The sequence below is a fragment of the Flavonifractor sp. HCP28S3_F3 genome (genome assembly GCF_052065355.1).
In the GTDB taxonomy this organism is placed as follows: domain Bacteria; phylum Bacillota; class Clostridia; order Oscillospirales; family Oscillospiraceae; genus Flavonifractor.
Genome location: NZ_JBQHUF010000014.1, coordinates 1 through 21,245 on the forward strand (window position 1 = coordinate 1; position 21,245 = coordinate 21,245).

Here is a 21,245-nt window from a genome sequence, read left to right on the forward strand (position 1 = left end):
CCCCCCCCCCCCCCCCCCCCCCCCCCCCCCCCCCCCCCCCCCCCCCCCCCGCCTGTTCTTTCTATCACAGCAATGTAATTCCCTTTGCGATCATGGCGATTCCGCCAATGAGCAGTACCGCGCCGCCAACCTTTGTGGTCACGGGAGAGCGCATCCCCCGAAACACCTCATGCAGCTTCTCATAGGGCATCAGGACGAAAAAGGCCCCCAGAACCGCCAGCAAAATTCCTACAGACAGATAGCCTGACATGTCCTCACCGCCGTTTCTTCAGTATGACCCCCATTGTAGCAGGTATGATCTGCCATTGCAAGTCCTCGCCCTCTGTGTTAAACTGACCTCACTTGTTGCAATTACAACATACGGAGGGCTGTTCATGACAGAATATCTGGAAATCATACGCCGCTCTCCCCTGTTCCGCGGCATAGAGGCGGAGGAGCTTTCCGCCCTGCTGGACTGCATGGGGGGACGGCCCCGACGGATGAAAAAGGGGGACACCGTTCTGGCCGCCGGGGAGCCCGCCACCCATCTGGGCATCGTGCTGGCCGGGCGGGTGCAGGTCAGCCGCCTGAAGGCGGACGGGCAGCGGATCGTCATGGGGGAGATCCGGCCGGGCCAGCTGTTCGCCGAATCCTTTGCCTGCGCCCGGGCGGAGGCTCTGCCCGTCACTGCTACCGCCGGGACAGACGGGGCGGTGCTGCTGCTGGACAGCGGCAGATTGTCCGCCCCCTGCTCCGCCGCCTGCGCCTTCCACGGCAGGCTGATCGCCAACCTTCTGTCTGTGCTGGCCCACAAGAACCTGGCCCTGGCGGGCAAGGTGGAAGTTCTGTCCGGCCGCACCATCCGGGAGCGGCTGCTGGCCTATCTGGAGGACCTGTGCCTGAAGGCCGGGAAAAACACCGTCACGGTCCCCTTCGACCGGCAGGCCCTTGCGGACTACCTGTGCGTGGACCGCAGCGCCCTGTCCAGGGCCATCGGTCAGCTGCGGGAGGAGGGCGTACTGGAGGCGGACCGGGGGAAATTTACCCTGAAACAGCTCTGACCCTCTTTTGCTTCCGCTCCATCCGTGGTACACTGAAAGAAATCACACAAAGGAGGTCAGGCAATGGGCAGCTATCTCCTGGCTCTGGATCAGGGCACCACCAGCTCCCGGGCCATTCTCTTTGATCGGGAACAGAATATTATTTCTATTTCTCAAAAGGAATTTACCCAGCTCTATCCCAAAGAGGGATGGGTAGAGCACGACCCCATGGAGATCTGGTCCTCCCAGTACGGGGTGATGATGGAGGTCATCGCCCAGTCCGGCGTGGCCGCCGGGGACATTGCCGCCATCGGCATCACCAACCAGCGGGAGACCACCATTCTGTGGGACAAAGAGACCGGCCGGCCCATCTACAACGCCATCGTGTGGCAGTGCCGCCGGACGGCGGACATGGTGGACAAGCTCCGTGCCGACGGGCTGGAGGACCACATCCGCAAGGCCACCGGCCTCATTCCCGACGCCTATTTCTCCGCCACCAAGATCGCCTGGATCCTGGATCACGTGGAGGGAGCCAGGGAGAAGGCCCGCCGGGGTGAGATCCTCTTCGGCACGGTAGACAGCTGGCTGCTGTGGAAGCTCACCGGCGGGGCGGTCCACGCCACCGACGTGACCAACGCCTCCCGCACCATGCTCTACGACATCACGAAGCTGGACTGGGACGACACCCTGCTGGAAGCCCTGGACATTCCCCGGGCCATGCTGCCCAAAGTGTGCTCCTCCAGCGAGATCTACGGCTACACCGACATTCAGGGGGCGCAGATCCCCATCGCAGGCATCGCCGGGGACCAGCAGGCGGCGCTGTTCGGCCAGACCTGCTTTGATCCCGGAGACGCCAAGAACACCTACGGCACCGGCTGCTTCCTGCTGATGAACACCGGGGAAAAGCCCTGCTTCAGCTCCAACGGCCTGCTGACCACCATCGCGGTGGGGCTGGGCAGCAAGGTGCAGTACGCTCTGGAGGGATCTGTATTTGTGGGCGGCGCGGTGATCCAGTGGCTGCGGGACGAGCTGCGGTTCTTCACCGAGAGCCGGGACGCGGAATATTACGCCCAGAAGGTATCCGACAACGGCGGCGTGTATCTGGTGCCCGCCTTCACCGGCCTGGGTGCTCCCTACTGGGACATGTATGCCCGGGGCGTGCTGGTTGGCCTCACCCGGGGCACCCGCCGGGAGCATATCACAAGGGCGGCTCAGGAGTCCATCGCCTATCAGGTGGCCGACCTGGTCCACGCCATGGAGGCGGACACCGGCCTGCCCCTCCGCGCTCTCCGGGCTGACGGAGGCGCCAGCCGGGACGGCTTTTTGATGCAGTTCCAGGCGGACATTCTGGACCGCCAGGTCCTCCGTCCCGCCATCCGGGAGACCACCGCTCTGGGCGCCGCCTGCCTGGCTGGTCTGGCCGTGGGCGTGTGGCGGGACAGCGGCGAGCTGCGCTCCCTGCGCCAGCCGGATATTCCCTTCCAGCCCGCCATGGAGGACGCCCGCCGGGCGGAGCTGCTCCGCCAGTGGCACCGGGCGGTGGAGCGCTGCCGCGGCTGGGCGGAATGATTGATGCTGGTTCGACAAAGCCTCCTGTCTTTCCCTTTCCTTCTCTCTTGCAGGAGCGGGAAAAAGAGAGTAGAATAGGCCCCAGAAGACAGGAGGCCCTGAACCATGCAGAATCTTGATGCTTTTTCTTACCAGTGCGGTGTGATCGACTGCTTTAACGAGATGGTGCACGCCGGATTGAAGACCCTGGCCCTCAGCCGGCCCATGGACAGCGCTCAGGAGCGGGACGCCCTGATCCCCTTCGCCCGGGAGAGCTGCGCCCGCTACGGAACCAAGCTCTACATAGAGGACGAGCCTCTGCTCACCGACCTGTTCCCCATCTCCATGAACCTGGGCAAACACAATATGCTGCTTTACCAGGCCGACCACATTTTGGACCAGTATCTCCGCCTGAAGCGCTGGAAGGAATCACTGGTGCGGGAGAAGGTCTATTTCGGCGGCAACCGCACCCAGATCGCCTGGGATTTCGGGCGTTTGCTGTCCTATCCGGAGGATGCCATCCGCCGTCTCATCGCCGACAACCAGGAGAAGGAACAGCTGTGATTTTTCTTGACGGACGCCTGGTTCGGTGGTATAGTATCAGGGTAGTCTAAATGCACGGCCTGAACTCACATGTTTGTAGTCATCGTCGCCTCTTCAGACGATACGCAAATATGTGAGTTTTTCTTTGTCATTTAGCTCCAAATTTTTTCTCAGGAGGTACCATCATGTATCACGGTACTGTTAAGTGGTTCAACGAGACCAAGGGCTTCGGCTTCATCTCCAACGACGAGGGCGGCGACGACGTGTTCGTGCACTTCTCCGCCATCGTGTGCGACGGCTTCAAGACCCTCCAGGAGGGCCAGAAGGTCACTTATGATGTGGAGCCCGATCCCAAGAACGCCGACAAGCTGCGCGCTGTCAACGTGGTGGCTGCCTAATCTGTCTCGACACACTGCGCCGGTCCCCTTTTGGGACCGGCGCTCTTTTTTTGCACCCCTTTCCCGGCGGTGGCGTATACTGTCTTGCGGAGGGCAAACACCCGCCGCCACTTTGAATGGGGGTACTTTACTATGTGTTGTTGTAATCGTCAGAATCGCTGCTGCCGCTGCGGCTGCTGCTCCAACAACGGGAACGGGAGCGGCGGGGCTGTCACCCTGCCTTCCTTCCCCGATCTCTCCTGGCTGGCCAATGGCGGCAGCAACACCCGCTGGCCGGTTTACGTCTCCGTCCCCGCTTTCCTGATGGATATGCAGGAGGAGGATTCCGATACCTGTGGTTCCTGCGGCTGCTGCCGCGGCTGATTCCCGCACCGCCCCCTTGAGGGGGCGGCTACTTACCCCCATTCTCTCCCCTGCGGCCTGGTCCGCAGGGGATTTTTTTGCGCTCAACCCCTTGCGCCCCAAGCGCTTCCAGCACTTTTCCCTTTTTTCGGCAAAAATACCTATTGACAAATGGCCGCCGCCTGATAAAATATGCTTAAATTATTTTATTTAAAAATTTTTAAGTAAAATGATTTAACTAAAAATTTTGAATTGATTTGTGAGGAGCATTTATCATGGATTTCGAGAAGATTAAGGACATCATCGTGGAGACTCTGAGCTGCGACGCCGACAAGGTGACTCCCGAGGCCAAGCTGGCTGAGGATCTGGAGGCCGACTCCCTGGCCGCCGTGGAGCTGTCCATGGCTCTGGAGGAGGCTTTCGGCGTGACCATCGCCGACGAGGACCTGCCCAACATGAAGACCGTGGGCGATCTGATGAAGTACATCGAGGAGCACGCTGCCTAAGCGCAGCCTTCCCCGCAATTGCCTGAGGCGCCGGTAATACCGGCGCCTTTGTGCCGAAAGGAGCCGCTATGACCAACCAAGAGATCTTTGAGCTGATGACCCGCTTCGACCAGAGCGGCATCACCTCTTTTAAGCTGACTACCAAGGACGTGACTCTGGAGCTGGGCAAGGGAGCTGCTGCTCCTGCCGCCTCCGCCCCTGTTCTGTCCGCTGCCGCCCCTGCCGCCGCCCCCGCGGCGGCTCCCGCTCAGCCGGAGGGTCCCTGCATCACCGCCCCCCTGGTGGGCACCTTCTATGCCGCCTCCGCCCCCGACGCTGAGCCCTTTGTCAAGGTGGGCGACAAGGTGAAGAAGGGCCAGACCGTGTGCCTGATGGAGGCCATGAAGATGATGAACGAGGTCCAGGCTCCCTGCGACTGCGTCATCGAGGCCGTGCTCCAGGAGGATGGGGCTCTGGTGTCCTTCGGGGATCCCCTCATCCGCTACCGGGAAGGGTGAGCCCATGTTCAAGCGTATTTTGATCGCCAATCGGGGCGAGATCGCCGTCCGGGTATTTCGTGCCTGCCGGGAGCTGGACATCGAGCCTGTGGTGGTCTACTCCCAGGCCGACGCGGAGGCTCTCCACGTCCAGCTAGCGGAGCGGGCCTACTGCATCGGCCCCGCCCGGTCCGCCGACAGCTACCTGAATGTGGACGCCATCCTCACTGTGGCCCAGGCCACCGGCTGCGACGCCATCCACCCGGGCTACGGCTTCCTGTCTGAGAACGACCAGTTCGCCGACGCCTGCGCCCAGGCGGGCATCGCCTTCATTGGCCCCTCCGGAGACGTGATCCGGGCCATGGGCAACAAGGCCGCTGCCCGCAAGCTGATGATGGAGGCCGGCGTGCCGGTGGTACCCGGCTCCGACGGAGCTGTGGAAACCGCAGAGCAGGCCAAGGCCCTGGCCGATTCCATCGGCTACCCCGTGCTCATCAAGGCCTCCGCCGGCGGCGGCGGCCGGGGCATGCGCCGGGTGTTTGAGCCCGACCAGCTCATCCCCCTGTTTGAAGAGGCCCGCAGCGAGTCGGTGGCCTGCTTCGGCAGCGGAGAGATGTATCTGGAAAAGCTGATCCTCAATCCCCGGCACATCGAGTTCCAGATCATGGCCGACAAGGAAGGCCACGTGATCCAGCTGGGTGACCGGGACTGCTCCATCCAGCGGCGCAACCAGAAGCTGCTGGAGGAATCCCCCTCCAAGGCCCTCACTCCCGAACTGCGGGAGAAGATGGGCGCCGCCGCCGTGGCCGCCGCCAAGGCCGCCCACTATGAGAACGCCGGCACCATCGAGTTCGTGCTGGATCAGGAGGGCAACTTCTACTTCATTGAGATGAACACCCGCATCCAGGTGGAGCACCCGGTCACCGAGCTGGTCACCGGAGTGGACCTGGTGCGGGAGCAGATCCGCATCGCCGCCGGGCTGCCCCTCTCCCTCACCCAGGATGAAGTGCAGCTGCGAGGTCACGCCATCGAGTGCCGCATCAATGCCGAAGATCCGGCCCACGGCTTCCAGCCCCGGCCGGGAAAGATCGACTTTGTCCATCTGCCCGGCGGCTGCGGCGTGCGGGTGGATACCGGGCTGTACACCGGCTACACCCTGCCTCCCTTCTACGATTCTCTGATGGCAAAGCTCATCGTGTACGCCCCCACCCGGCTGGAGGCCATCCGCCGGATGCGCCGGGCGCTGGAGGAGCTGATCATCCAGGGTCCGCCCAACAATGTGGATCTGCTCCATCAAATCCTGCACCACCCCGACTTCGTCCGGGGCAACTACACCACCGGCTTCCTGGAGGCCAACATGGACACCCTGCTGGCCTGGAGCCGGGGCGGAGAGGAGACTGAAGCGAAATGAGCAACGTCTTTGCCCAGCGGCGGCAGAAGCTGCTGGCTCTGAAAGCCCTCCGGGGCACCTCTCCCGCCCCCGCCCACACTGAGGAGACCTGTCCCGCCTGCGGCGGCGTGGTACGCCGCCGGGATCTGGTGGCCGGGCGGTACGTCTGCCCCCTGTGCGGCCACCATTACCCCATCGGGGCCTATTACCGGCTGAGCCTGGTACTGGACAAGGGCACCTTTCGGGAGCTGGACGACAGTCTGACCTCCAACGACCCCCTGTCCTTCCCCGGCTACGCCGCCAAGCTGGACGCCGCCCGGCGGCGCACCGGCATGGCGGAGGGCGTAGTCACCGCCACCGGCCGGATCAATGGCCAGAAGGTGGCGGTGGGCGCACTGGACAGCCGATTCTTCATGGGCAGCATGAGCGCCGCCCTGGGTGAGAAGGTCACCCGGTTGGTGGAGCACGCCGAAAAGAACAAGCTGCCCCTCATCCTCTTCTCCGCCAGCGGCGGCGCCCGGATGCAGGAAGGCATTCTGTCCCTGATGCAGATGGCCAAGACCTCCGCCGCCCTGGAGCGGTTCTCCCAAAAGGGCGGGCTGTACATCTCAGTGCTCACCCATCCCACCACCGGCGGCGTCACCGCCAGCTTCGCCAGCCTGGGAGACATCATGCTGGCAGAGCCCGGCGCCCTCATCGGCTTCGCCGGTCCCCGGGTCATTGAGCAGACGATTGGGGAAAAGCTGCCGGAGGGCTTCCAGAGCGCCGAGTATCTGCTGGAGCACGGCTTCCTGGACGCCATCGTGCCCCGGGCCCAGATGCGGGACACCCTGATCCGGCTGCTGAAGCTCCACGGGAAAGGAGGGTCCGACCGTGCCAAATGATCTCACTCCCGCCCAGCGGGTGGCTCTGGCCCGCCACGCCGACCGGCCTGGCACGGCAGAGTTTATCGACGCCCTGTTCACCGACTTCTTTGAACAGCGGGGCGACCGCCACTGCGCCGACGACGGCAGCATCCTGGGCGGTATCGCCATGTTCCACGGCCATCCGGTCACCGTCATCGGTCACCGGAAGGGCCGCACCCTGGAGGAGCACATGGCCTACCACTTTGGCATGCCCTCCCCCGAGGGCTATCGGAAGGCCCAGCGTCTGATGCTCCAGGCCGAGAAATTCGGCCGCCCCATCATCACCTTTATCGACACCCCTGGCGCCTATCCCGGCCTGGAGGCTGAAGCCCATGGTCAGGGCGAGGCCATCGCCCGCACCCTGGCCCTGCTGTCCGGCCTCACCGTCCCTGTGGTGGCGGTGGTCACCGGCGAGGGCGGCAGCGGCGGAGCCCTGGCTCTGGGCGTGGGCAACAAGGTGCTCATGCTGGAAAACGCCGTCTACTCCGTCCTCTCCCCTGAGGGCTTTGCCGCCATCCTGTGGAAGGATTCCTCCCGCAGCGCGGAGGCCTGCGACGTAATGAAGCTCACCGCCGCGGACCTTCTGGAGCTGGGTGTCATCGACGGCATCATCCCCGAGCCTGCCGCCGGAGCACACGCCGCTCCTCAGCCCGTTTTCCGGGCTCTGGACGCCGCCCTGGTGCGGGAGCTGGCCGCTTTGAGCAAGCTGAGCCCCTCCGCCCTGGCGGTAAACCGCTACAAAAAATTCCGCTTAATGGGCAGCAAAGCCCTTGGAAAGGAGCGCCTATGAACGGAATCAAACTGATCGCCACCGGCTCCGCTCTGCCGGAGCGGGTAGTCACCAATGCCGATATGGCCAAGATCGTGGACACCAACGACGAGTGGATCGTCTCCCGCACCGGCATCTCCAGCCGCCGCCACTGCTCGGGGGACGAGTGCCACACCTCCCTGTGCCTGGCCGCCGCACGGCAGGCCCTGGAGCGGAGCGGCATCCGCCCGGAACAGATCGGGGTATGCCTGGTGGCCACCCTGTCCCAGGACTTCCTCACCCCCGCCACGGCCTGCGTCCTCCAGATGGAGCTGGGCCTGCCGGAGGACACTGTGTGCTTTGACCTGAACGCCGCCTGTTCCGGCTTCGTCTACGGCCTGCACACGGCGGAATGCCTGCTGGCCGCCGCACCCCGGAAGTATGGTCTTGTGATCGGCTGCGAGGTGCTCAGCCGCCTCACCGACTTTACCGACCGCTCTACCTGCGTGCTCTTCGGAGACGGGGCAGGCGCCGCGGTGGTGGAGTGGAACGAAGCTTACCCCTCCCTCCACGGCGTGCTGGGCTGCCGGGGCAACCGGGAGGCCCTGCTGGTCCCCGGTGTCAATACCAAGGACCACTCTTACATCCATATGGACGGCCAGACTGTGTTCCGCTTCGCCGTGGAAGCCCTTCCCCGCTGCGCCAAGGAGGTGGCGGGCAAGGCCGGCATCTCTCTGGACCAGGTGGACCGTTTTGTGTTCCACCAGGCCAATCAGCGGATCATCGACTTTGCCGTGAAGAAGCTGAAGGTGGACCCCGCCAAATGCACCGGAAACATTTCCCGCACCGGCAACACCTCCGCCGCCAGCGTACCTATCCTGCTGGACGAGCTGGTCTCCTCCGGCGCCCTCACCTCCGGCCAGAAGGCCCTGTGCGTGGGCTTCGGCGGCGGCCTCACCTGGGCCGGCGGGCTGCTGGAGCTGGCCTGAGACAGATAAGGAGTTTGCAATGAAACTGAACGAACTTTTGGGAACTGAATTTCCCATCATCCAGGGCGGCATGGCCAACATCGCCACCGGCGCCTTCGCCGCCGCCGTGTCCAACGCGGGCGCTCTGGGCCTGGTAGGCTCCGGCGGCATGGACGCCGAGGCTCTCCGCGCTGAGATCCGCACCGCCAAGGCCAACACCGACAAGCCCTTCGGCGTCAACCTGATGCTGATGAACCCCCACATTGACGAGCTGGCCAAAGTGGTGGTGGATGAGGGCGTGCAGGTGGTGACCACCGGCGCTGGCAACCCGGGCAAGTACATCCCCGCCTGGAAAGAGGCGGGCATCAAGGTCTTCCCCGTGGTGGCCGCTCCCATCCTGGCCCACCGGCTGGAGCGCTACGGCATTGACGGCGTCATCGCCGAGGGCACCGAGAGCGGCGGCCACGTAGGCGAGATGACCACCATGGCCCTGGTGCCTCAGGTGGCCGACGCGGTGAGCGTCCCCGTCATCGCCGCCGGCGGCATTGCCGACGGCCGTCAGATGGCCGCCGCCTTCGCCCTGGGCGCCTGCGGCGTGCAGCTGGGCACCTGCCTGCTGGCCAGCGTAGAGTGCCCCATCCATGACAACTACAAGCAGGCGGTCATCAAGGCCGGTGCCAACGACACCACCGTCACCGGCCGCACCGGCGGAGCTCCTGTCCGGGTGTTGAAGAACAAGATGGCCCGGGAATACCTGCGGATGGAGAAGCAGAACCTGCCCCTGGAGGAGATGGAGAAGCTGACTCTGGGTTCCCTCCGCCGGGCGGTGTTCGACGGCGACCTGGACACCGGCAGCTTTATGGCCGGTCAGGTGGCGGGCATGGTAAAGGAGATCCGTCCTCTGCGGGCTATTTTTGAAGATCTGATGCGCGGCTGTGAGGCCGTGGTGAAAGGACTGAACGTATGAGCCTCGCCTTTTTGTACGCCGGACAGGGCAGCCAGCACCCCGGCATGGGAGCCGACCTGTATGAGGCCTATCCCGCTTTCAAAGAGATTCTGGACAGCGCCCAGGTGGATTTTGACCTGAAAACGGTCTCCTTTACCGATCCCGACGGGGTGCTGAACCAGACCGAATACACCCAGCCCTGCATGGTGGCCTTCGCCGCCGGCATGACCGCCATTCTGGCCCAGCTGGGCATTCAGCCCGACTACGCCGCCGGACTGAGCCTGGGCGAGTACTCCGCTCTCCAGTGTGCCGGGGTGTTCACGCCCGCTCAGGCTATCTCCCTGGCCGCCTTCCGGGGCAAGGCCATGGCCTCCGCTGCCTCTGGTATGGCCTGCGGCATGACCGCCGTGCTGGGTCTGGATCGGGAAAAGCTGCAGCAGGCCTGCAATCAGGCCGCTGACGCCGGTGTGGTGGAAATCGCCAACTACAACTGCCCCGGCCAGCTGGTCATCGGCGGCCAGAAAGAGGCGGTGGACAAAGCCGCCGCATTGGCCCGCGAGCTGGGCGCCAAGCGGTGCCTGCCCCTGAAGGTCAGCGGCCCCTTCCACACCTCCCTGCTGCGCCCCGCCGGCGACGCCCTGCGGGAGAAGTTTAAGGAGATCACCTTCGGCACGCCCAAGTTCCCGGTGCTCTTTAACTGCCTGGGCCGGGAGATGGGTGAGAACGACACCATCCCCGCTCTGCTGGAAAAGCAGGTGCAGTCCTCTGTCTACATGGAGGACACCATCCGCCGGCTGGAGGAGCTGGGGGTGGACATCATCGTGGAGATCGGGCCGGGCAAGGCCCTCAGCGGCTTTGTCAAAAAGACCGCACCTTCCATCAAGACCTACGCCGTGGAGACCTGCGCCGACATCGACGCGCTGGCCGCGGCCCTGAAAGGATAACAATATGAGTATGACTGGAAAGACCGCCGTCGTTACCGGCGGCAGCCGGGGCATCGGCAAGGCCATCTGTCTGGAGCTGGCCCGTCAGGGCGCTAACGTGGTGTTCTCCTACGCCGGCAACACCGCCGCCGCCGAGGAGACCCTGGCGGCGCTGAAGGAGCTGGGGGTAGAGGCCCGGGCCGTCCAGGGCGACGTGGCTGATCCCGCCGCCGTCAAGGCCCTCATTGACACCGCCGTCAAGGAGCTGGGCGGCCTCCACATCCTGGTGAACAACGCCGGCATCACCCGGGACAATCTGTCCATGATGATGAAGGACGAGGATTTTGACGCTGTCATCGCCACCAACCTGAAGGGCGCCTTCCTGTGCATGCGGGCCGCCGCCCGGCCCATGATGAAGGCCCGCTACGGCCGCATCATCAACCTCAGCTCCGTGGTGGCACTCCGGGGCAACCCCGGCCAGATCAACTACTGCGCCAGCAAGGCGGGCGTCATCGGCATGACCAAGTCTTTGGCACGCGAGTTAGGCGGCCGCGGAGTCACCGTCAACGCGGTAGCCCCCGGCTACATCGCCACCGACATGACCGCCGCCCTGCCTGAGGCCGCCCGGGAGGCCATGCTGGCCGGAATTCCCGCCGGCCGGGCCGGCAAGCCGGAGGACGTAGCCGCCGCGGTGGCTTTCCTGGCCTCTGAGGAGGCCGGTTACATCACCGGCCAGGTGCTTCAGGTCGACGGCGGCATGGGCATGTAAGGAGGAACGAACATGGATAAACGCAGAGTAGTCATTACCGGCATGGGGAGCGTCAATCCCCTGGGCCACAATATTGCGGATACCTGGCAGGCTGTGAAAGACGGGGTGTGCGGCATCGCTCCCATCACCCAGTATGACGCCGCCAATCAGAAGGTTCACCTGGCCGCCGAGGTGAAGGATTGGGATCCCACCTCCGTGCTGGACAAGAAGGACGTGCGCCACATGGCTCGCTTCGCCCAGCTGGCTATGGCCTCCGCCAAGGAGGCGGTGGCCGACAGCGGTCTGGATCTGGAACAGGTAGACACCACCCGCTGCGGAGTCATCGTATCCAGCGGCATCGGCGGCATCGCCATGACCGAGAGCGAGCAGATGCGCTGCTCCGAGAAGGGCTTTGACCGGGCTTCCCCCTTCTACATTCCCTCCGCCATCGCCAACATGGGCGCCGGGCTGATCGCCATCGCCTTCGGCTTCAAGGGCATGTGCACCTGCCCGGTGACCGCCTGCGCCGGCGGCTCCAACGCGGTGGGCGACGCCTTCCGCCACATCCGGGACGGCTACGCCGAGGTGATGCTGTGCGGCGGCGCCGAGTCTGCCGTCACGCCCCTGTCCATCGGCGGCTTTACCACCATGCGTGCCCTCCACGTGGGCGATGATCCCAACCGGGCTTCCATCCCCTTCGACGCCGAGCGCTCCGGCTTCGTCATGGGCGAGGGTGCCGGCATCCTGATGCTGGAGGAGTATGAGCACGCCAAGGCCCGCGGGGCCAAGATCTACGCCGAGGTGGTGGGCTACGGCGCCACCTGCGACGCCTACCACATGACTGCTCCCGCCCCCAACGGGGAGGGCGGCGCCCGGGCCATGGCTCAGGCTCTGGCCGACGGCGGTGTGGCGCCCGAGCAGGTGGGCTACATCAACGCCCACGGCACCTCCACCCCCCTGAACGACTCCGGCGAGACCGCCGCCATCAAGGCCGTCTTCGGCGACCACGCCGGCAAGCTGGCGGTGAGCTCCACCAAGTCCATGACCGGCCACATGCTGGGCGCCGCCGGCGCGGTGGAAGCCATCTTTACCGCCCTGGCTCTGAAGGAGGGCTATCTGCCCGCCACCATCAACTACCAGGTGCCCGACCCGGCCTGTGACCTGGACTATGTACCCAACCAGGGCCGTCAGGCTCAGGTGGAATACGCCCTGTCCAACTCCCTGGGCTTCGGCGGCCACAATGCCTGCGTCCTGTTCAAGAAGTGGGAGGGCTGAGACATGCAGTATAATTCCAACGAGATCGCCCAGATCATCCCCCACCGCTATCCTTTCGCCCTGGTGGACCGCATCGTGGACGGCGAGGAGGGCAAGTGGGCCAAGGGCATCAAGTGCGTCACCGTCAACGAGCCCTTCTTCCAGGGGCACTTTCCCCAGTACCACGTGATGCCCGGCGTGCTGATCCTGGAGGCTCTGGCTCAGGTGGGAGCGGTGGCTCTGCTGTCCATGCCGGAGAACCGGGGCAAGATCGCCTTCTTCGGCGGCATCAAGAACGCCCGGTTCCGCCGCCAGGTCACCCCCGGCGACGTGCTGGAACTGGAGTGCACCCTCATCAAGCAGAAAGGTCCGGTGGGGATCGGAGAGGCCAAGGCCACCGTCAACGGACAGGTGGCGGCCACGGCGGAGCTCACCTTTGCCCTGGGTAAGGATTCCTGATTGCCCTTTCCTCCGCCGTTTGTTATAATGGAGAAAATGATCGAAATTGCGGAGGCTGCGGCATGCTGGAACAGAAATTTGAAACTGTGTATACAAAATTCAAGCTGCATTTTTATCAGGAGATCTTTGAGCGCTTCCAGAACCGGGAGGCCAGTCTGACCACGGTGGAGACCTTCGCCATGGAGACTATCCAGGCCCTGGGCTCCCCCACGGTGAACGAATTTGCCTCCTTTATGCGCATCTCACCCCCCAACGCGGCCTACAAGATCAACAGCCTCATCCGCAAGGGGTACGTGCAGAAAATCCAGTCCGCCCAGGACAAGCGGGAATATCACCTGCAGGTGACCCAGAAATACAGGGACTACTACAACATCAGCAACGACTATGTACATGTGGTCACCGAGCGGATGCGGCAGCGGTTCACCCCCGAGGAGTGCGCCAAGCTGGAGGAAATGCTCTCCATCATCAGCAAGGAGCTGATGCCTGAGATCAGTCTGGGCGCTGCGGAAGAAGCCTGAACACAACGAAACGAGCCCGACCGGAACTCCGGTCGGGCTCGTTTTTTATTCAATATCCAGCTCCGGCGGCACGTCGATCTGGTCGGAGACGTACTTGCCGTTCTTCTTCCGCTGCCGGACGCATTCGGTAAGCAGATACTCGATCTGGCCGTTCACCGAGCGAAAATCGTCCTCCGCCCAGGCGGCGATGGCGGCATACAGCTTGGGAGAGAGCCGCAGCGGGATCTGCTTCTTGCCGTCCGCCGCCATATCAGTACAGGCTCCCGGAGTTGACTACCGGCTGGGCGTCCCGGTTGCCGCAGAGCACCACCAGCAGGTTGGACACCATGGCGGCCTTCCGCTCCTCGTCCAGCTCCACCACCTGGTTCTCACTCAGGCGCTCCAGGGCCATTTCCACCATACCCACGGCTCCGTCCACGATCATCTTCCGGGCGTCGATGATGGCGCTGGCCTGCTGCCGCTGGAGCATCACCGCGGCGATCTCGGGGGCATAGGCCAGGTAGGTGATGCGGGCCTCAATGATCTCCAGCCCCGCCTGGGCCACCTTGCTCTGGATCTCGTCCTTGATGCGGGATGCCACCACTTCGCTGGAGCCCCGCAGGCTGCCCTCGTCGGCAATGCCGTCCCCGGTGGTGTCCACGTTGGGTGCCACGTCGTAGGGGTAGATGCGCACGATGTTGCGCAGAGCGCTGTCGCACTGGAGAGACAGGTACTCCTTGTAGTTATCCACATCGAACACGGCCTTGGCGGTATCCACTACCCGCCACATAACGGCGATGCCGATCTCCACCGGGTTGCCCAGGCAGTCGTTGATTTTCTGCCGGTTGTTGTTCAGGGTCATGATTTTAAGGGAAATCCGCTTGCCAACGGTCTCCGCGTCCACCTTCAGGGACACGCCCTTGCCGCCTCCGTCCACGTCTCCGCTCTGGTTGAGCTTAGTCTTGGCGGCAGGGTTCACGCCGGAGCAGAAGGGGTTGACGTAGTAGAAGCCCTCACCCTTCAGAGTACCCACGTACTTGCCGAACAGGGTGAGCACCAGAGCCTCCTGGGGCTTGAGCACCTTCAGGCCGCACAGGAAAATCCAGCCCAAAGCCAGCCAGATGGCGCACACAACGATAACTGCGATAGCCAGCGGGTCCGGCCCGCCGAACCAGGCGGCCTCCGCGGCCTCCTCCCGGATGGCACCCCACACAACACCCACTACCGCCACCACATACAGCGCCAGGATCAGCAGCAGCATGGCCATTCCGTTTTTATGACCTTTTATGATCTTCTCTTCCATGAGAGCACCTCCGCTCTTCTTTTTGATATCAAAATCATATCATCACAATATCTCCTTGTCAATACTATTCTGACCTCGAAAGAAAAAAGACCGCCCGCGCTTTTGGCGCGGGCGGTTCCTTAAAACTCGTCCAGATTTAAATCAAAGGAGAAATTCTCCTCCGGGTCTTCCTCCCCCAGGGGAGAGCGATAGCTCCACAGCTCCTGCTGGCCTGCCTTGTCCTTGAACCAGACGAGAAAAACAGGGCTGTTATCCCACTCCCGGACGTAAGAGATCAGGTCCTCCAGGCGGGCAGTCACCTCCCGGGCAGGCCAGTCCTGATCCACATAGAGCGCCGCTCCCGGATAATGCAGGTCATAGGGATTGGCGAGGTGAGTGGGATCCGCAGACAGGAAGGGGAAATAAGAGGCGGCTTCCACTGCCTGCTCCGTCTCAAGGCCCCGCAGCAGATACTGGCAGGAGAGGGCAAAGGCCTCGCCCACGCTGCCGGTCCTGGTAGGCCAGTACTCACAGTCGGCAATGAGGAAGGCCACGCAGTCGTCCTCTGTGATGCTCCCATCCTCCGCTCGGGTCAGCTGGGCTAGGCGGATGGCAGAGCGGATGATCTTCTCATGGGCCGCGCCCAGAGTCTCGGCATAGTCAAAGTTCCCCATCTCCTCCGGTCCGTCCCAGTCGCACTCCACGATCTGGGCAAAGAAGGTACGGAGGAATTCCCAGCGGGAAAACACCCGGGTACCCTGACTGTCCGTCAGCCCCAGTCGGAGCAGGAACTGGGGTGTCGGCTCCTCCCCGGAGGGCTCGTCCTGGAGGGCCAGATCCTTGAGGGCATTCAGCCGGTCCATGGGCAGCTCCTCCAGATTGGCCGCCAGCCAGTCATACACCTCCGGGCAGACGCTCTGAAGGCAGAGCACGGCAAACAGGGCCACATCCTCTTCCAGCTCGCTCATGGGAGATACATACCGCTTCATCCGGGCCAGCAGCAGGTAGGAGTTCACAAAACGCTTGATGGACCGGGGATTGTCCTTCCCCGCCGCCTTTAACAGCTTGGCAAAGTCCACCGCCATGGCCCGGTTCATGCCGTTCTCCGCCAGCATGGCCGCGATGTAGCGGTCCGTGTGGTCCAAGGAGCGGGGCATGTTGTACACGACCTGGATCATCTTTTCAAAAAAGTCTTTGCCCTTTTCGGCGTTCAGGGTCCCCTTGTACTTAATGGTCACACCGTTGACCACCACATCATAGTCGATGGCCAGGAGAAATACACAGTTGGGGCAGTCCAGGAAGAGCTTGAGCACCTCCAGTATCTCAATGGCCCGGTCAGGAGGCAGCCGGTCCAGGTCGTCCAGAAACAGGACCAGACGGGGTTCCTCCCCATCCGTCCCGGCCAGGCCCTTCAGCCGCTCGTCGATAGCCACCTGAAAATTGTGCCTCAGTTCGCCGATGGCGTCCGCCTCTTCCCCGCTCTTTCCGCTGTACTCCCGCACAACGGTATCCAGGTGGGACTTCACATCAATGTCCGTGGTCTTTTTCACGATGTCATTGGCAATGCCCAGAGAGAACTTGCCCAGGGTCCGCAGTCCCCGGCTCAGTTCCTCCAGCGCCCGGCTGCCCCGCTGGGAATCCTGAGGCATCCCTTTCCTGAGCTCCCCAATGAGGGCGGTGAGCAGGCTCACCGCCAGCTGCTTTCCCATGCCGAACTGGCTGTACTGCCACACATTGAAGGCTAAAAATCCACAGCGCTCCGCCGCCTGGGGATCTACCTCCCGGGCAGCGTCCATGACCATGTTGACAAAGCTGGTCTTGCCGCTGCCCCAGGCGCCCTGGATGGCAACCGCCATAGGCGTCTCACAGTGCAGGATAAAATCCGCGAACCCCTTGATCTGGGCGTCCACAGAAAGCTTGTCCTGCTCCAGCCGTTCTACCGGGCTGTCGATTTTTCCCAGCCGCATCTCCACACCATTCCTCTCCGTCTCTCACAGGCCCGCTTCGGGATCAGTCATCCCGGTCCCGCTCGCTTTTCAGCACTGAGCCGGTAAAGGCGTCGATCTCATATTCGTACTCATAGCCGCCCGCCTTGAACTCCACCTTGTAGTGGGGCTGGTCGTCATCCAGCTCGTCGTCCACTTCCAGCTCGTATGCCTGGGACTGCGTTACCCCGGCGCTGGACAGAGCGGCGTCCCGGGCGGCCTCCCGGCCGATTACACCGGAGGTGCCCCCGCCGGTATTCCCCTGGCCACCCGTATTCTGGCCGCCGGAGGGGACATTCCACTCCGCCCCCTCCTTCTCCATTTTCAGGATCTCACCGGTGGACGCGTCCACATCGTACTCATATTCCACACCGTTGGCAAAGAACTCCATCTCATATACCATCCGGCCGTCCTCGTAGTCGTAGTCGGCCTCCTTCCAGGTCACCGAGGCGGCATCCAGACCCGCATGGGTCAGCGCCGCGCTCTGAGCGGCCTCCAGGCCGATATAGCCGCTCTGGCTGGCGGTGCCGGTTGAGGTGATGGCGTTCTGGTCCGCCACGGTCTCCCCCGCCTGGCTGGGCTGATCCTGTACCACGGTGGAATTGACCAGCAGATTGAGCTCATTGATGGACAGACCGGCCAGAGACTCAAAGGTCAGGTGGGTGCTGTTTTCCACCAGGCTCTGGATCAGAGCCGCCTTGCCCATGGAGATGCCGTATTCCTCCGCCTTCTGCCGCAGGGCGTCATCGCCGGAAAAGCTCTGGGACAGGATCGCCCCGTTGATAGAGGCCGACTCCAGCACCTGGGAGATCTCACCGGTCAGCTTCTCCTCCAGGGCTGCGCCCCGGTCGGCGTTGCTGTCCTCCACAGACACCAGCACCGAATTGGCCAGTTCGTCCACATAGCCGTGCTTGAGCAGGGAGCCTACAATGGCGTTGATAGCCACATTCAGATCGGTGCCCCGCAGGTCCATGCCGTCCAGGATCTCCCCGGCATCATCGTTGATGGGCTGGGCGGAGAGCACCTTTTCCGCTCCGTTCACTTCCAAAAGTACGCTGGGATTCACGTCCAGGGAGACCAGAGACGCCACCGCCGACGCCTTCTGATACCGTACACCCATAACGCCCCCGGCGATCACCAGCAGCAGACAGGCCGCCGCCAGCCAGGGCGCTGCCCGGCGCATGGGCCGCTTCCGCTTGGGCATGGGGATCACGTCCCCGCTGTGCTGGGGACCGCAGCGGGCCCGGACAGCCTCCAGGTCGTCAGGAGCCGCATGCTCCAGCGCCGTGCGCAGGCGGCGTTCCACATCCCGCTCGTTCATTTCGTCTCCCCCCCTTCCAGTATATTTTTTAATTTTTGCAGCGCCCGGCGGTACTTGGACAGTACCGTTGCCAGAGGCATTTCCAGCAGCTCCGCGATCTCCCGATGCTTCCAGCCGGTCACCGCGTGGAGGATCACCACCCGCCGCTCCTCGTCAGACAGGCCGGACAGAGCAGACTGGAGGACCTGACGATCCTCCGTCGTCACCAGCGGATTGTCCGCCGCCAGCCGGTCCCACTCCTCCGGCTCCATGTCCTGGGTCTTTCCCCGCTCCCGCAGCTTCATCAGCGACAGATTCCGGGCCACCGCCAGGATCCACGCCAGAGGCGTGCCCTGGGGCCGGTAGCGGGGCGCGTTCTCCCAGATGCGCACAAAGGTATCCTGGGTCACATCTTCGGCGTCATGGGCATGCTTCAGATAGGACAGCGCCAAACCGTAGACGGCGGCTCTTGCCCTGTGATACAGTTCCCCCAGGGCTTCCTGATCGCCCTGAGCCAATTTGAGCAGCAATGGCTCCAGCAGTTCCGGCGCGGTAACGCCCCGGCTCTCCTCCGCCATGGTCTCCAATAAGATCAGCATAGTTCCGCTCCCCACTTCTCTCCGTCTGTATAATGCACGGAAGGCGCTTTTTATTGCAGCGCAGATTCTTTTTTATTATAACTTTCTCAGCCTTCGCCGTAAAGTCCCATCCACGTTCTTCCAAGCCTGTTTTCGCATAGAATCGGGACATCCATGCATATCCTATTCCCGGGTGATGGCATATGAAATCAAACGCATGGAAAACCTACGCGCTCTGGATCCTGGGCACGGAGGCCGTAGGCGGCCTGTCCGGCTGGCTGACCCGGAAGGGTGCGGACCTTTATTCCCGCACGGTTTCCAAGCCCCCTCTCTCGCCGCCCAGTGTGGTCTTTCCCGTGGTGTGGAGCGCTCTCTTCGCCCTGATGGGCATCGGCGCAGCCCGGGTCTGGCTGGCTCCGCCCTCGCCGGAGCGTTCCCGGGGGCTGGTGCTCTTCGGCACACAGCTGGCCTTCAACTTCTTCTGGAGCATCATCTTCTTCAACGCGCAGGCCTACGGCCTGGCTCTGATCTGGCTGGCCATCCTGTGGGCGCTCATCCTGCGGATGCTGCTTACGTTCCGCAAGGTAGACAAATGGGCCGCCTGGCTCCAGGTGCCCTATCTGCTGTGGGTGAGCTTCGCCGCTTATCTCAATTTCGGTGTCTGGGCGCTGAACTAAAAAAGGGGGACCTGCACAGGTCCCCCTTCCTCAAATCAGAATATTCCGCTTTTTGGCCTCATACCGCAGCTCGTCCCGGAATTTGGGGTGGGCAATGGCGATCAGGCTCTCTGTCCGCTGCCGCAGGGTTCTGCCTCGCAGCCGGGCGATTCCGTACTCGGTCACGATGTTGTCCACATCGTTCTTTCCTGTGGTCACGATGGCTCCCGGCGTCAGGGTGGATGTGATACGGCTTACCGTTCCCCCCTTGGCTGTGGAGGGGAATGCAATAAAGCTCTGCCCGCCGGGAGAGAGCACCGCGCCCCGGACGTAGTCTACCTGCCCGCCGGTGCCCGACACCGGATTGGTCCCAATGGATTCCGCGCACACCTGGCCGAAGAAGTCCACCTCCAGCGCCGCGTTTACCGACACGAAGTCGGGATGCCTGGCAATCACCGCAGGGTCGTTGACGTACTCTACCGGCAGCATCTCAATGGCCTGGTTGTGGTCGATGTAATCGTAGATCCGCTGAGACCCAAAGGCAAAGGTGGCCACCGACCGCCCCCGGTGAATGGGCTTGCGGCTGTTGTCCACCGCTCCGCACTGGATCAGTTCCACCATACTGTCGGTAAACATCTCTGTGTGGATACCCAGGTTTCGTTTCTCCCGCAGCGCCAAACCCACTGCGTCGGGGATCGCTCCGATCCCCAACTGAAGGGTGGAGCCATCCCGCACCTCATTGGCGATCAGCTCACCAATCTTCAAACTCACTTCGTCCAGCTCAGCGGGTTTCAGGGTCGGCAGCGGCATGTGGTTTTCACACAGCGCCGTCACCTGAGAAACGTGGATGACAGGGGCACTGAATGAGTAAGGGACATGCTCATTTACCTCCAACAGCAGCACATCCGCCTTATCGATCATCGTCTGAGTGGCAGATGACAACGTACCCAGGCTGAAATAGCCGTTACGATCCATCGGCGACACCGCAGCGCAGAATACGTCTACCTCTCTGTTTTCCCGGATGATCCGAGGAAAGTCCCGGTAATATCCAGGCAGGATGTCACACCGGCCCTCTTTGGCAGCCTTCCGGGCACCGGAACCGCAGAACAGAGATATTCCCTGCAATCCCTCCGGAGCGTCCGGTTCAAAGCAGGCCATGGGATAGATGTCCATCATGCTGCTCAGCGTCACCCCGGACATCTGGCCCTGACGGGCTCGCTGGCCGATCGCTTCTATAATGGCCTTGGGCTGAGACAGGGCAATATCCATAAAAATGTGCTGCCCGTCTTTGATACAGGCCGCCACTCCCTCGGGAGTTGCCAGCTTTTCCTGATACAATACTTGATTTTTCGTCGTCATATCCATTATTTTACTGCATTACCTCACTGTTTCTGTAACTTTTCTTCCCTTTTCGCATACTTTCCCAATATACCACACCACGTCTCAGATTTCCAGACGAAAAGCGTTAAATTTTTTTGTTCTTTTCATTGACAACCGGATAAATCTATTGTATAATTTCTTTTGCATTTGGCCGGAGCCCGGACGTGGAGAGATGTCCGAGTGGTTGAAGGAACCGGTCTTGAAAACCGGCGATGTGCAAGCATCCGTGGGTTCGAATCCCACTCTCTCCGCCATTTTTATATTTCAGTGATTCGGCGGCGTATTCTGTATGCAGAAGTACCCAAGTGGCCGAAGGGGCTCCCCTGCTAAGGGAGTAGGCGGGTTAAACCGTGCGAGGGTTCAAATCCCTCCTTCTGCGCCAATCAGGAGCAAG

At 62.6% G+C, this 21,245-nt stretch carries 25 protein-coding genes and 2 tRNA genes; 20 read left to right on the forward strand and 7 right to left on the reverse strand.

Going from position 1 to position 21,245, the window contains the following annotated elements; all coding sequences use genetic code 11:
* Window positions 1-64 precede the first annotated feature (64 nt).
* Window positions 65-250 carry a hypothetical protein gene (locus ACTNB1_RS11960; RefSeq protein WP_441169747.1) on the reverse strand — a complete coding sequence of 62 codons (186 nt, stop codon included), beginning with the start codon at window positions 248-250 and terminating at the stop codon, window positions 65-67.
* A gap of 124 nt (window positions 251-374) precedes the next feature.
* Between ACTNB1_RS11960 and ACTNB1_RS11965 the strand changes: the two genes are divergently transcribed.
* The 17 genes from ACTNB1_RS11965 (at window position 375) to ACTNB1_RS12045 (ending at window position 13,691) form a co-directional block, all read left to right on the forward strand.
* Window positions 375-1,040 (forward strand): Crp/Fnr family transcriptional regulator, encoded by a 666-nt coding sequence (locus ACTNB1_RS11965; RefSeq protein WP_441169748.1) that lies wholly within the window; start codon window positions 375-377, stop codon window positions 1,038-1,040.
* A gap of 63 nt (window positions 1,041-1,103) precedes the next feature.
* Window positions 1,104-2,588, forward strand: a complete 1,485-nt coding sequence (glpK, locus tag ACTNB1_RS11970; protein ID WP_441169749.1) for a glycerol kinase GlpK — start codon at window positions 1,104-1,106, stop codon at window positions 2,586-2,588.
* A 105-nt stretch (window positions 2,589-2,693) separates the two neighbouring features.
* On the forward strand, window positions 2,694-3,131 hold the full coding sequence (locus tag ACTNB1_RS11975; protein WP_441169750.1) for a hypothetical protein: 438 nt from the start codon (window positions 2,694-2,696) through the stop codon (window positions 3,129-3,131).
* 164 nt (window positions 3,132-3,295) lie between these two features.
* Window positions 3,296-3,508 carry a cold-shock protein gene (locus ACTNB1_RS11980; RefSeq protein ID WP_009259878.1) on the forward strand — a complete coding sequence of 71 codons (213 nt, stop codon included), beginning with the start codon at window positions 3,296-3,298 and terminating at the stop codon, window positions 3,506-3,508.
* A 132-nt stretch (window positions 3,509-3,640) separates the two neighbouring features.
* Window positions 3,641-3,871: a hypothetical protein gene (locus ACTNB1_RS11985; RefSeq protein ID WP_441169752.1), complete on the forward strand. Its 231-nt coding sequence runs from the start codon at window positions 3,641-3,643 to the stop codon at window positions 3,869-3,871.
* A 254-nt stretch (window positions 3,872-4,125) separates the two neighbouring features.
* Window positions 4,126-4,356 carry an acyl carrier protein gene (gene acpP / locus ACTNB1_RS11990; protein WP_441169753.1) on the forward strand — a complete coding sequence of 77 codons (231 nt, stop codon included), beginning with the start codon at window positions 4,126-4,128 and terminating at the stop codon, window positions 4,354-4,356.
* Between the two features lie 68 nt (window positions 4,357-4,424).
* On the forward strand, window positions 4,425-4,853 hold the full coding sequence (gene accB / locus ACTNB1_RS11995) for an acetyl-CoA carboxylase biotin carboxyl carrier protein (RefSeq protein WP_441169755.1): 429 nt from the start codon (window positions 4,425-4,427) through the stop codon (window positions 4,851-4,853).
* Window positions 4,854-4,857: 4 nt separating this feature from the next.
* On the forward strand, window positions 4,858-6,243 hold the full coding sequence (gene accC / locus ACTNB1_RS12000) for an acetyl-CoA carboxylase biotin carboxylase subunit (protein ID WP_441169756.1): 1,386 nt from the start codon (window positions 4,858-4,860) through the stop codon (window positions 6,241-6,243).
* Window positions 6,240-7,106 (forward strand): acetyl-CoA carboxylase, carboxyltransferase subunit beta, encoded by an 867-nt coding sequence (accD, locus tag ACTNB1_RS12005; protein WP_441169758.1) that lies wholly within the window; start codon window positions 6,240-6,242, stop codon window positions 7,104-7,106. The genes accC and accD overlap by 4 nt, the downstream gene beginning before the upstream one ends.
* Complete coding sequence (locus ACTNB1_RS12010) at window positions 7,096-7,917, forward strand: acetyl-CoA carboxylase carboxyltransferase subunit alpha (protein ID WP_441169759.1); 822 nt, start codon at window positions 7,096-7,098, stop codon at window positions 7,915-7,917. Before accD ends, ACTNB1_RS12010 begins: the two co-directional genes overlap by 11 nt.
* Entirely contained in the window at window positions 7,914-8,864 is a 951-nt protein-coding gene (locus ACTNB1_RS12015) for a beta-ketoacyl-ACP synthase III (RefSeq protein ID WP_441169761.1), read from the forward strand. The genes ACTNB1_RS12010 and ACTNB1_RS12015 overlap by 4 nt, the downstream gene beginning before the upstream one ends.
* A 19-nt stretch (window positions 8,865-8,883) precedes the next feature.
* Window positions 8,884-9,810: a nitronate monooxygenase gene (locus ACTNB1_RS12020; RefSeq protein ID WP_441169762.1), complete on the forward strand. Its 927-nt coding sequence runs from the start codon at window positions 8,884-8,886 to the stop codon at window positions 9,808-9,810.
* Window positions 9,807-10,733 (forward strand): ACP S-malonyltransferase, encoded by a 927-nt coding sequence (fabD, locus tag ACTNB1_RS12025; protein ID WP_441169764.1) that lies wholly within the window; start codon window positions 9,807-9,809, stop codon window positions 10,731-10,733. Before ACTNB1_RS12020 ends, fabD begins: the two co-directional genes overlap by 4 nt.
* Before the next feature lie 4 nt (window positions 10,734-10,737).
* Window positions 10,738-11,481 carry a 3-oxoacyl-[acyl-carrier-protein] reductase gene (gene fabG, locus ACTNB1_RS12030; protein ID WP_441169766.1) on the forward strand — a complete coding sequence of 248 codons (744 nt, stop codon included), beginning with the start codon at window positions 10,738-10,740 and terminating at the stop codon, window positions 11,479-11,481.
* A 12-nt stretch (window positions 11,482-11,493) separates the two neighbouring features.
* Complete coding sequence (fabF, locus tag ACTNB1_RS12035; protein WP_441169767.1) at window positions 11,494-12,735, forward strand: beta-ketoacyl-ACP synthase II; 1,242 nt, start codon at window positions 11,494-11,496, stop codon at window positions 12,733-12,735.
* 3 nt (window positions 12,736-12,738) lie between these two features.
* Window positions 12,739-13,173: a 3-hydroxyacyl-ACP dehydratase FabZ gene (gene fabZ / locus ACTNB1_RS12040; RefSeq protein WP_204246203.1), complete on the forward strand. Its 435-nt coding sequence runs from the start codon at window positions 12,739-12,741 to the stop codon at window positions 13,171-13,173.
* A 62-nt stretch (window positions 13,174-13,235) separates the two neighbouring features.
* Window positions 13,236-13,691, forward strand: a complete 456-nt coding sequence (locus ACTNB1_RS12045) for a MarR family transcriptional regulator (RefSeq protein WP_441169768.1) — start codon at window positions 13,236-13,238, stop codon at window positions 13,689-13,691.
* Between the two features lie 45 nt (window positions 13,692-13,736).
* Here ACTNB1_RS12045 and ACTNB1_RS12050 read toward each other — a convergent pair whose 3' ends face one another.
* The 5 genes from ACTNB1_RS12050 to ACTNB1_RS12070 all read right to left on the reverse strand — a co-directional run bounded on the left by ACTNB1_RS12050 (window position 13,737) and on the right by ACTNB1_RS12070 (window position 18,836).
* Window positions 13,737-13,940, reverse strand: coding sequence for a PTS ascorbate transporter subunit IIC (locus tag ACTNB1_RS12050; protein ID WP_441169770.1), 204 nt, complete (start codon window positions 13,938-13,940; stop codon window positions 13,737-13,739).
* Between the two features lies 1 nt (window position 13,941).
* Entirely contained in the window at window positions 13,942-14,973 is a 1,032-nt protein-coding gene (locus ACTNB1_RS12055; protein ID WP_441169771.1) for an SPFH domain-containing protein, read from the reverse strand.
* 119 nt (window positions 14,974-15,092) lie between these two features.
* The gene (locus tag ACTNB1_RS12060; protein ID WP_441169889.1) at window positions 15,093-16,919 is read right to left on the reverse strand and encodes a KAP family P-loop NTPase fold protein; all 1,827 of its coding nucleotides are present in this window, start codon (window positions 16,917-16,919) and stop codon (window positions 15,093-15,095) included.
* A gap of 43 nt (window positions 16,920-16,962) precedes the next feature.
* On the reverse strand, window positions 16,963-18,258 hold the full coding sequence (locus tag ACTNB1_RS12065; protein ID WP_441169773.1) for an anti-sigma-I factor RsgI family protein: 1,296 nt from the start codon (window positions 18,256-18,258) through the stop codon (window positions 16,963-16,965).
* Window positions 18,255-18,836: an RNA polymerase sigma factor gene (locus ACTNB1_RS12070; RefSeq protein ID WP_441169775.1), complete on the reverse strand. Its 582-nt coding sequence runs from the start codon at window positions 18,834-18,836 to the stop codon at window positions 18,255-18,257. Before ACTNB1_RS12070 ends, ACTNB1_RS12065 begins: the two co-directional genes overlap by 4 nt.
* Window positions 18,837-19,018: 182 nt before the next feature.
* On the opposite strand from ACTNB1_RS12070, the gene ACTNB1_RS12075 reads away from it, so the two are divergent.
* The gene (locus tag ACTNB1_RS12075; RefSeq protein ID WP_441169777.1) at window positions 19,019-19,492 is read left to right on the forward strand and encodes a TspO/MBR family protein; all 474 of its coding nucleotides are present in this window, start codon (window positions 19,019-19,021) and stop codon (window positions 19,490-19,492) included.
* Window positions 19,493-19,522: 30 nt separating this feature from the next.
* On the opposite strand, the gene ACTNB1_RS12080 is transcribed toward ACTNB1_RS12075, so the two are convergent.
* Window positions 19,523-20,836, reverse strand: coding sequence for an acetyl-CoA hydrolase/transferase family protein (locus ACTNB1_RS12080; RefSeq protein ID WP_441169778.1), 1,314 nt, complete (start codon window positions 20,834-20,836; stop codon window positions 19,523-19,525).
* Between the two features lie 181 nt (window positions 20,837-21,017).
* Between ACTNB1_RS12080 and ACTNB1_RS12085 the strand changes: the two genes are divergently transcribed.
* Window positions 21,018-21,105, forward strand: a tRNA-Ser gene (locus tag ACTNB1_RS12085).
* 37 nt (window positions 21,106-21,142) lie between these two features.
* A tRNA-Ser gene (locus tag ACTNB1_RS12090) sits at window positions 21,143-21,233 on the forward strand.
* The last annotated feature ends 12 nt before the right edge of the window (window positions 21,234-21,245 follow it).

What these genes read in the sequence shown, in the direction of transcription:
- glpK (WP_441169749.1), top strand. Translation starts at nt 1,104, where the DNA reads ATGGGCAGCTATCTCCTGGCTCTGGATCAGGGCACCACCAGCTCCCGG.
- ACTNB1_RS12065 (WP_441169773.1), bottom strand. Translation starts at nt 18,258, where the DNA reads ATGAACGAGCGGGATGTGGAACGCCGCCTGCGCACGGCGCTGGAGCAT.
- ACTNB1_RS11980 (WP_009259878.1), top strand. Translation starts at nt 3,296, where the DNA reads ATGTATCACGGTACTGTTAAGTGGTTCAACGAGACCAAGGGCTTCGGC.
- ACTNB1_RS12075 (WP_441169777.1), top strand. Translation starts at nt 19,019, where the DNA reads ATGAAATCAAACGCATGGAAAACCTACGCGCTCTGGATCCTGGGCACG.
- fabZ (WP_204246203.1), top strand. Translation starts at nt 12,739, where the DNA reads ATGCAGTATAATTCCAACGAGATCGCCCAGATCATCCCCCACCGCTAT.
- acpP (WP_441169753.1), top strand. Translation starts at nt 4,126, where the DNA reads ATGGATTTCGAGAAGATTAAGGACATCATCGTGGAGACTCTGAGCTGC.
- ACTNB1_RS12055 (WP_441169771.1), bottom strand. Translation starts at nt 14,973, where the DNA reads ATGGAAGAGAAGATCATAAAAGGTCATAAAAACGGAATGGCCATGCTG.
- ACTNB1_RS12045 (WP_441169768.1), top strand. Translation starts at nt 13,236, where the DNA reads ATGCTGGAACAGAAATTTGAAACTGTGTATACAAAATTCAAGCTGCAT.
- ACTNB1_RS11965 (WP_441169748.1), top strand. Translation starts at nt 375, where the DNA reads ATGACAGAATATCTGGAAATCATACGCCGCTCTCCCCTGTTCCGCGGC.
- fabG (WP_441169766.1), top strand. Translation starts at nt 10,738, where the DNA reads ATGAGTATGACTGGAAAGACCGCCGTCGTTACCGGCGGCAGCCGGGGC.
- ACTNB1_RS12070 (WP_441169775.1), bottom strand. Translation starts at nt 18,836, where the DNA reads ATGCTGATCTTATTGGAGACCATGGCGGAGGAGAGCCGGGGCGTTACC.
- ACTNB1_RS12015 (WP_441169761.1), top strand. Translation starts at nt 7,914, where the DNA reads ATGAACGGAATCAAACTGATCGCCACCGGCTCCGCTCTGCCGGAGCGG.
- accD (WP_441169758.1), top strand. Translation starts at nt 6,240, where the DNA reads ATGAGCAACGTCTTTGCCCAGCGGCGGCAGAAGCTGCTGGCTCTGAAA.
- ACTNB1_RS11960 (WP_441169747.1), bottom strand. Translation starts at nt 250, where the DNA reads ATGTCAGGCTATCTGTCTGTAGGAATTTTGCTGGCGGTTCTGGGGGCC.
- accB (WP_441169755.1), top strand. Translation starts at nt 4,425, where the DNA reads ATGACCAACCAAGAGATCTTTGAGCTGATGACCCGCTTCGACCAGAGC.
- ACTNB1_RS12080 (WP_441169778.1), bottom strand. Translation starts at nt 20,836, where the DNA reads ATGGATATGACGACGAAAAATCAAGTATTGTATCAGGAAAAGCTGGCA.
- ACTNB1_RS12060 (WP_441169889.1), bottom strand. Translation starts at nt 16,919, where the DNA reads ATGCGGCTGGGAAAAATCGACAGCCCGGTAGAACGGCTGGAGCAGGAC.
- ACTNB1_RS11985 (WP_441169752.1), top strand. Translation starts at nt 3,641, where the DNA reads ATGTGTTGTTGTAATCGTCAGAATCGCTGCTGCCGCTGCGGCTGCTGC.
- ACTNB1_RS12020 (WP_441169762.1), top strand. Translation starts at nt 8,884, where the DNA reads ATGAAACTGAACGAACTTTTGGGAACTGAATTTCCCATCATCCAGGGC.
- fabF (WP_441169767.1), top strand. Translation starts at nt 11,494, where the DNA reads ATGGATAAACGCAGAGTAGTCATTACCGGCATGGGGAGCGTCAATCCC.
- ACTNB1_RS12050 (WP_441169770.1), bottom strand. Translation starts at nt 13,940, where the DNA reads ATGGCGGCGGACGGCAAGAAGCAGATCCCGCTGCGGCTCTCTCCCAAG.
- ACTNB1_RS11975 (WP_441169750.1), top strand. Translation starts at nt 2,694, where the DNA reads ATGCAGAATCTTGATGCTTTTTCTTACCAGTGCGGTGTGATCGACTGC.
- fabD (WP_441169764.1), top strand. Translation starts at nt 9,807, where the DNA reads ATGAGCCTCGCCTTTTTGTACGCCGGACAGGGCAGCCAGCACCCCGGC.
- accC (WP_441169756.1), top strand. Translation starts at nt 4,858, where the DNA reads ATGTTCAAGCGTATTTTGATCGCCAATCGGGGCGAGATCGCCGTCCGG.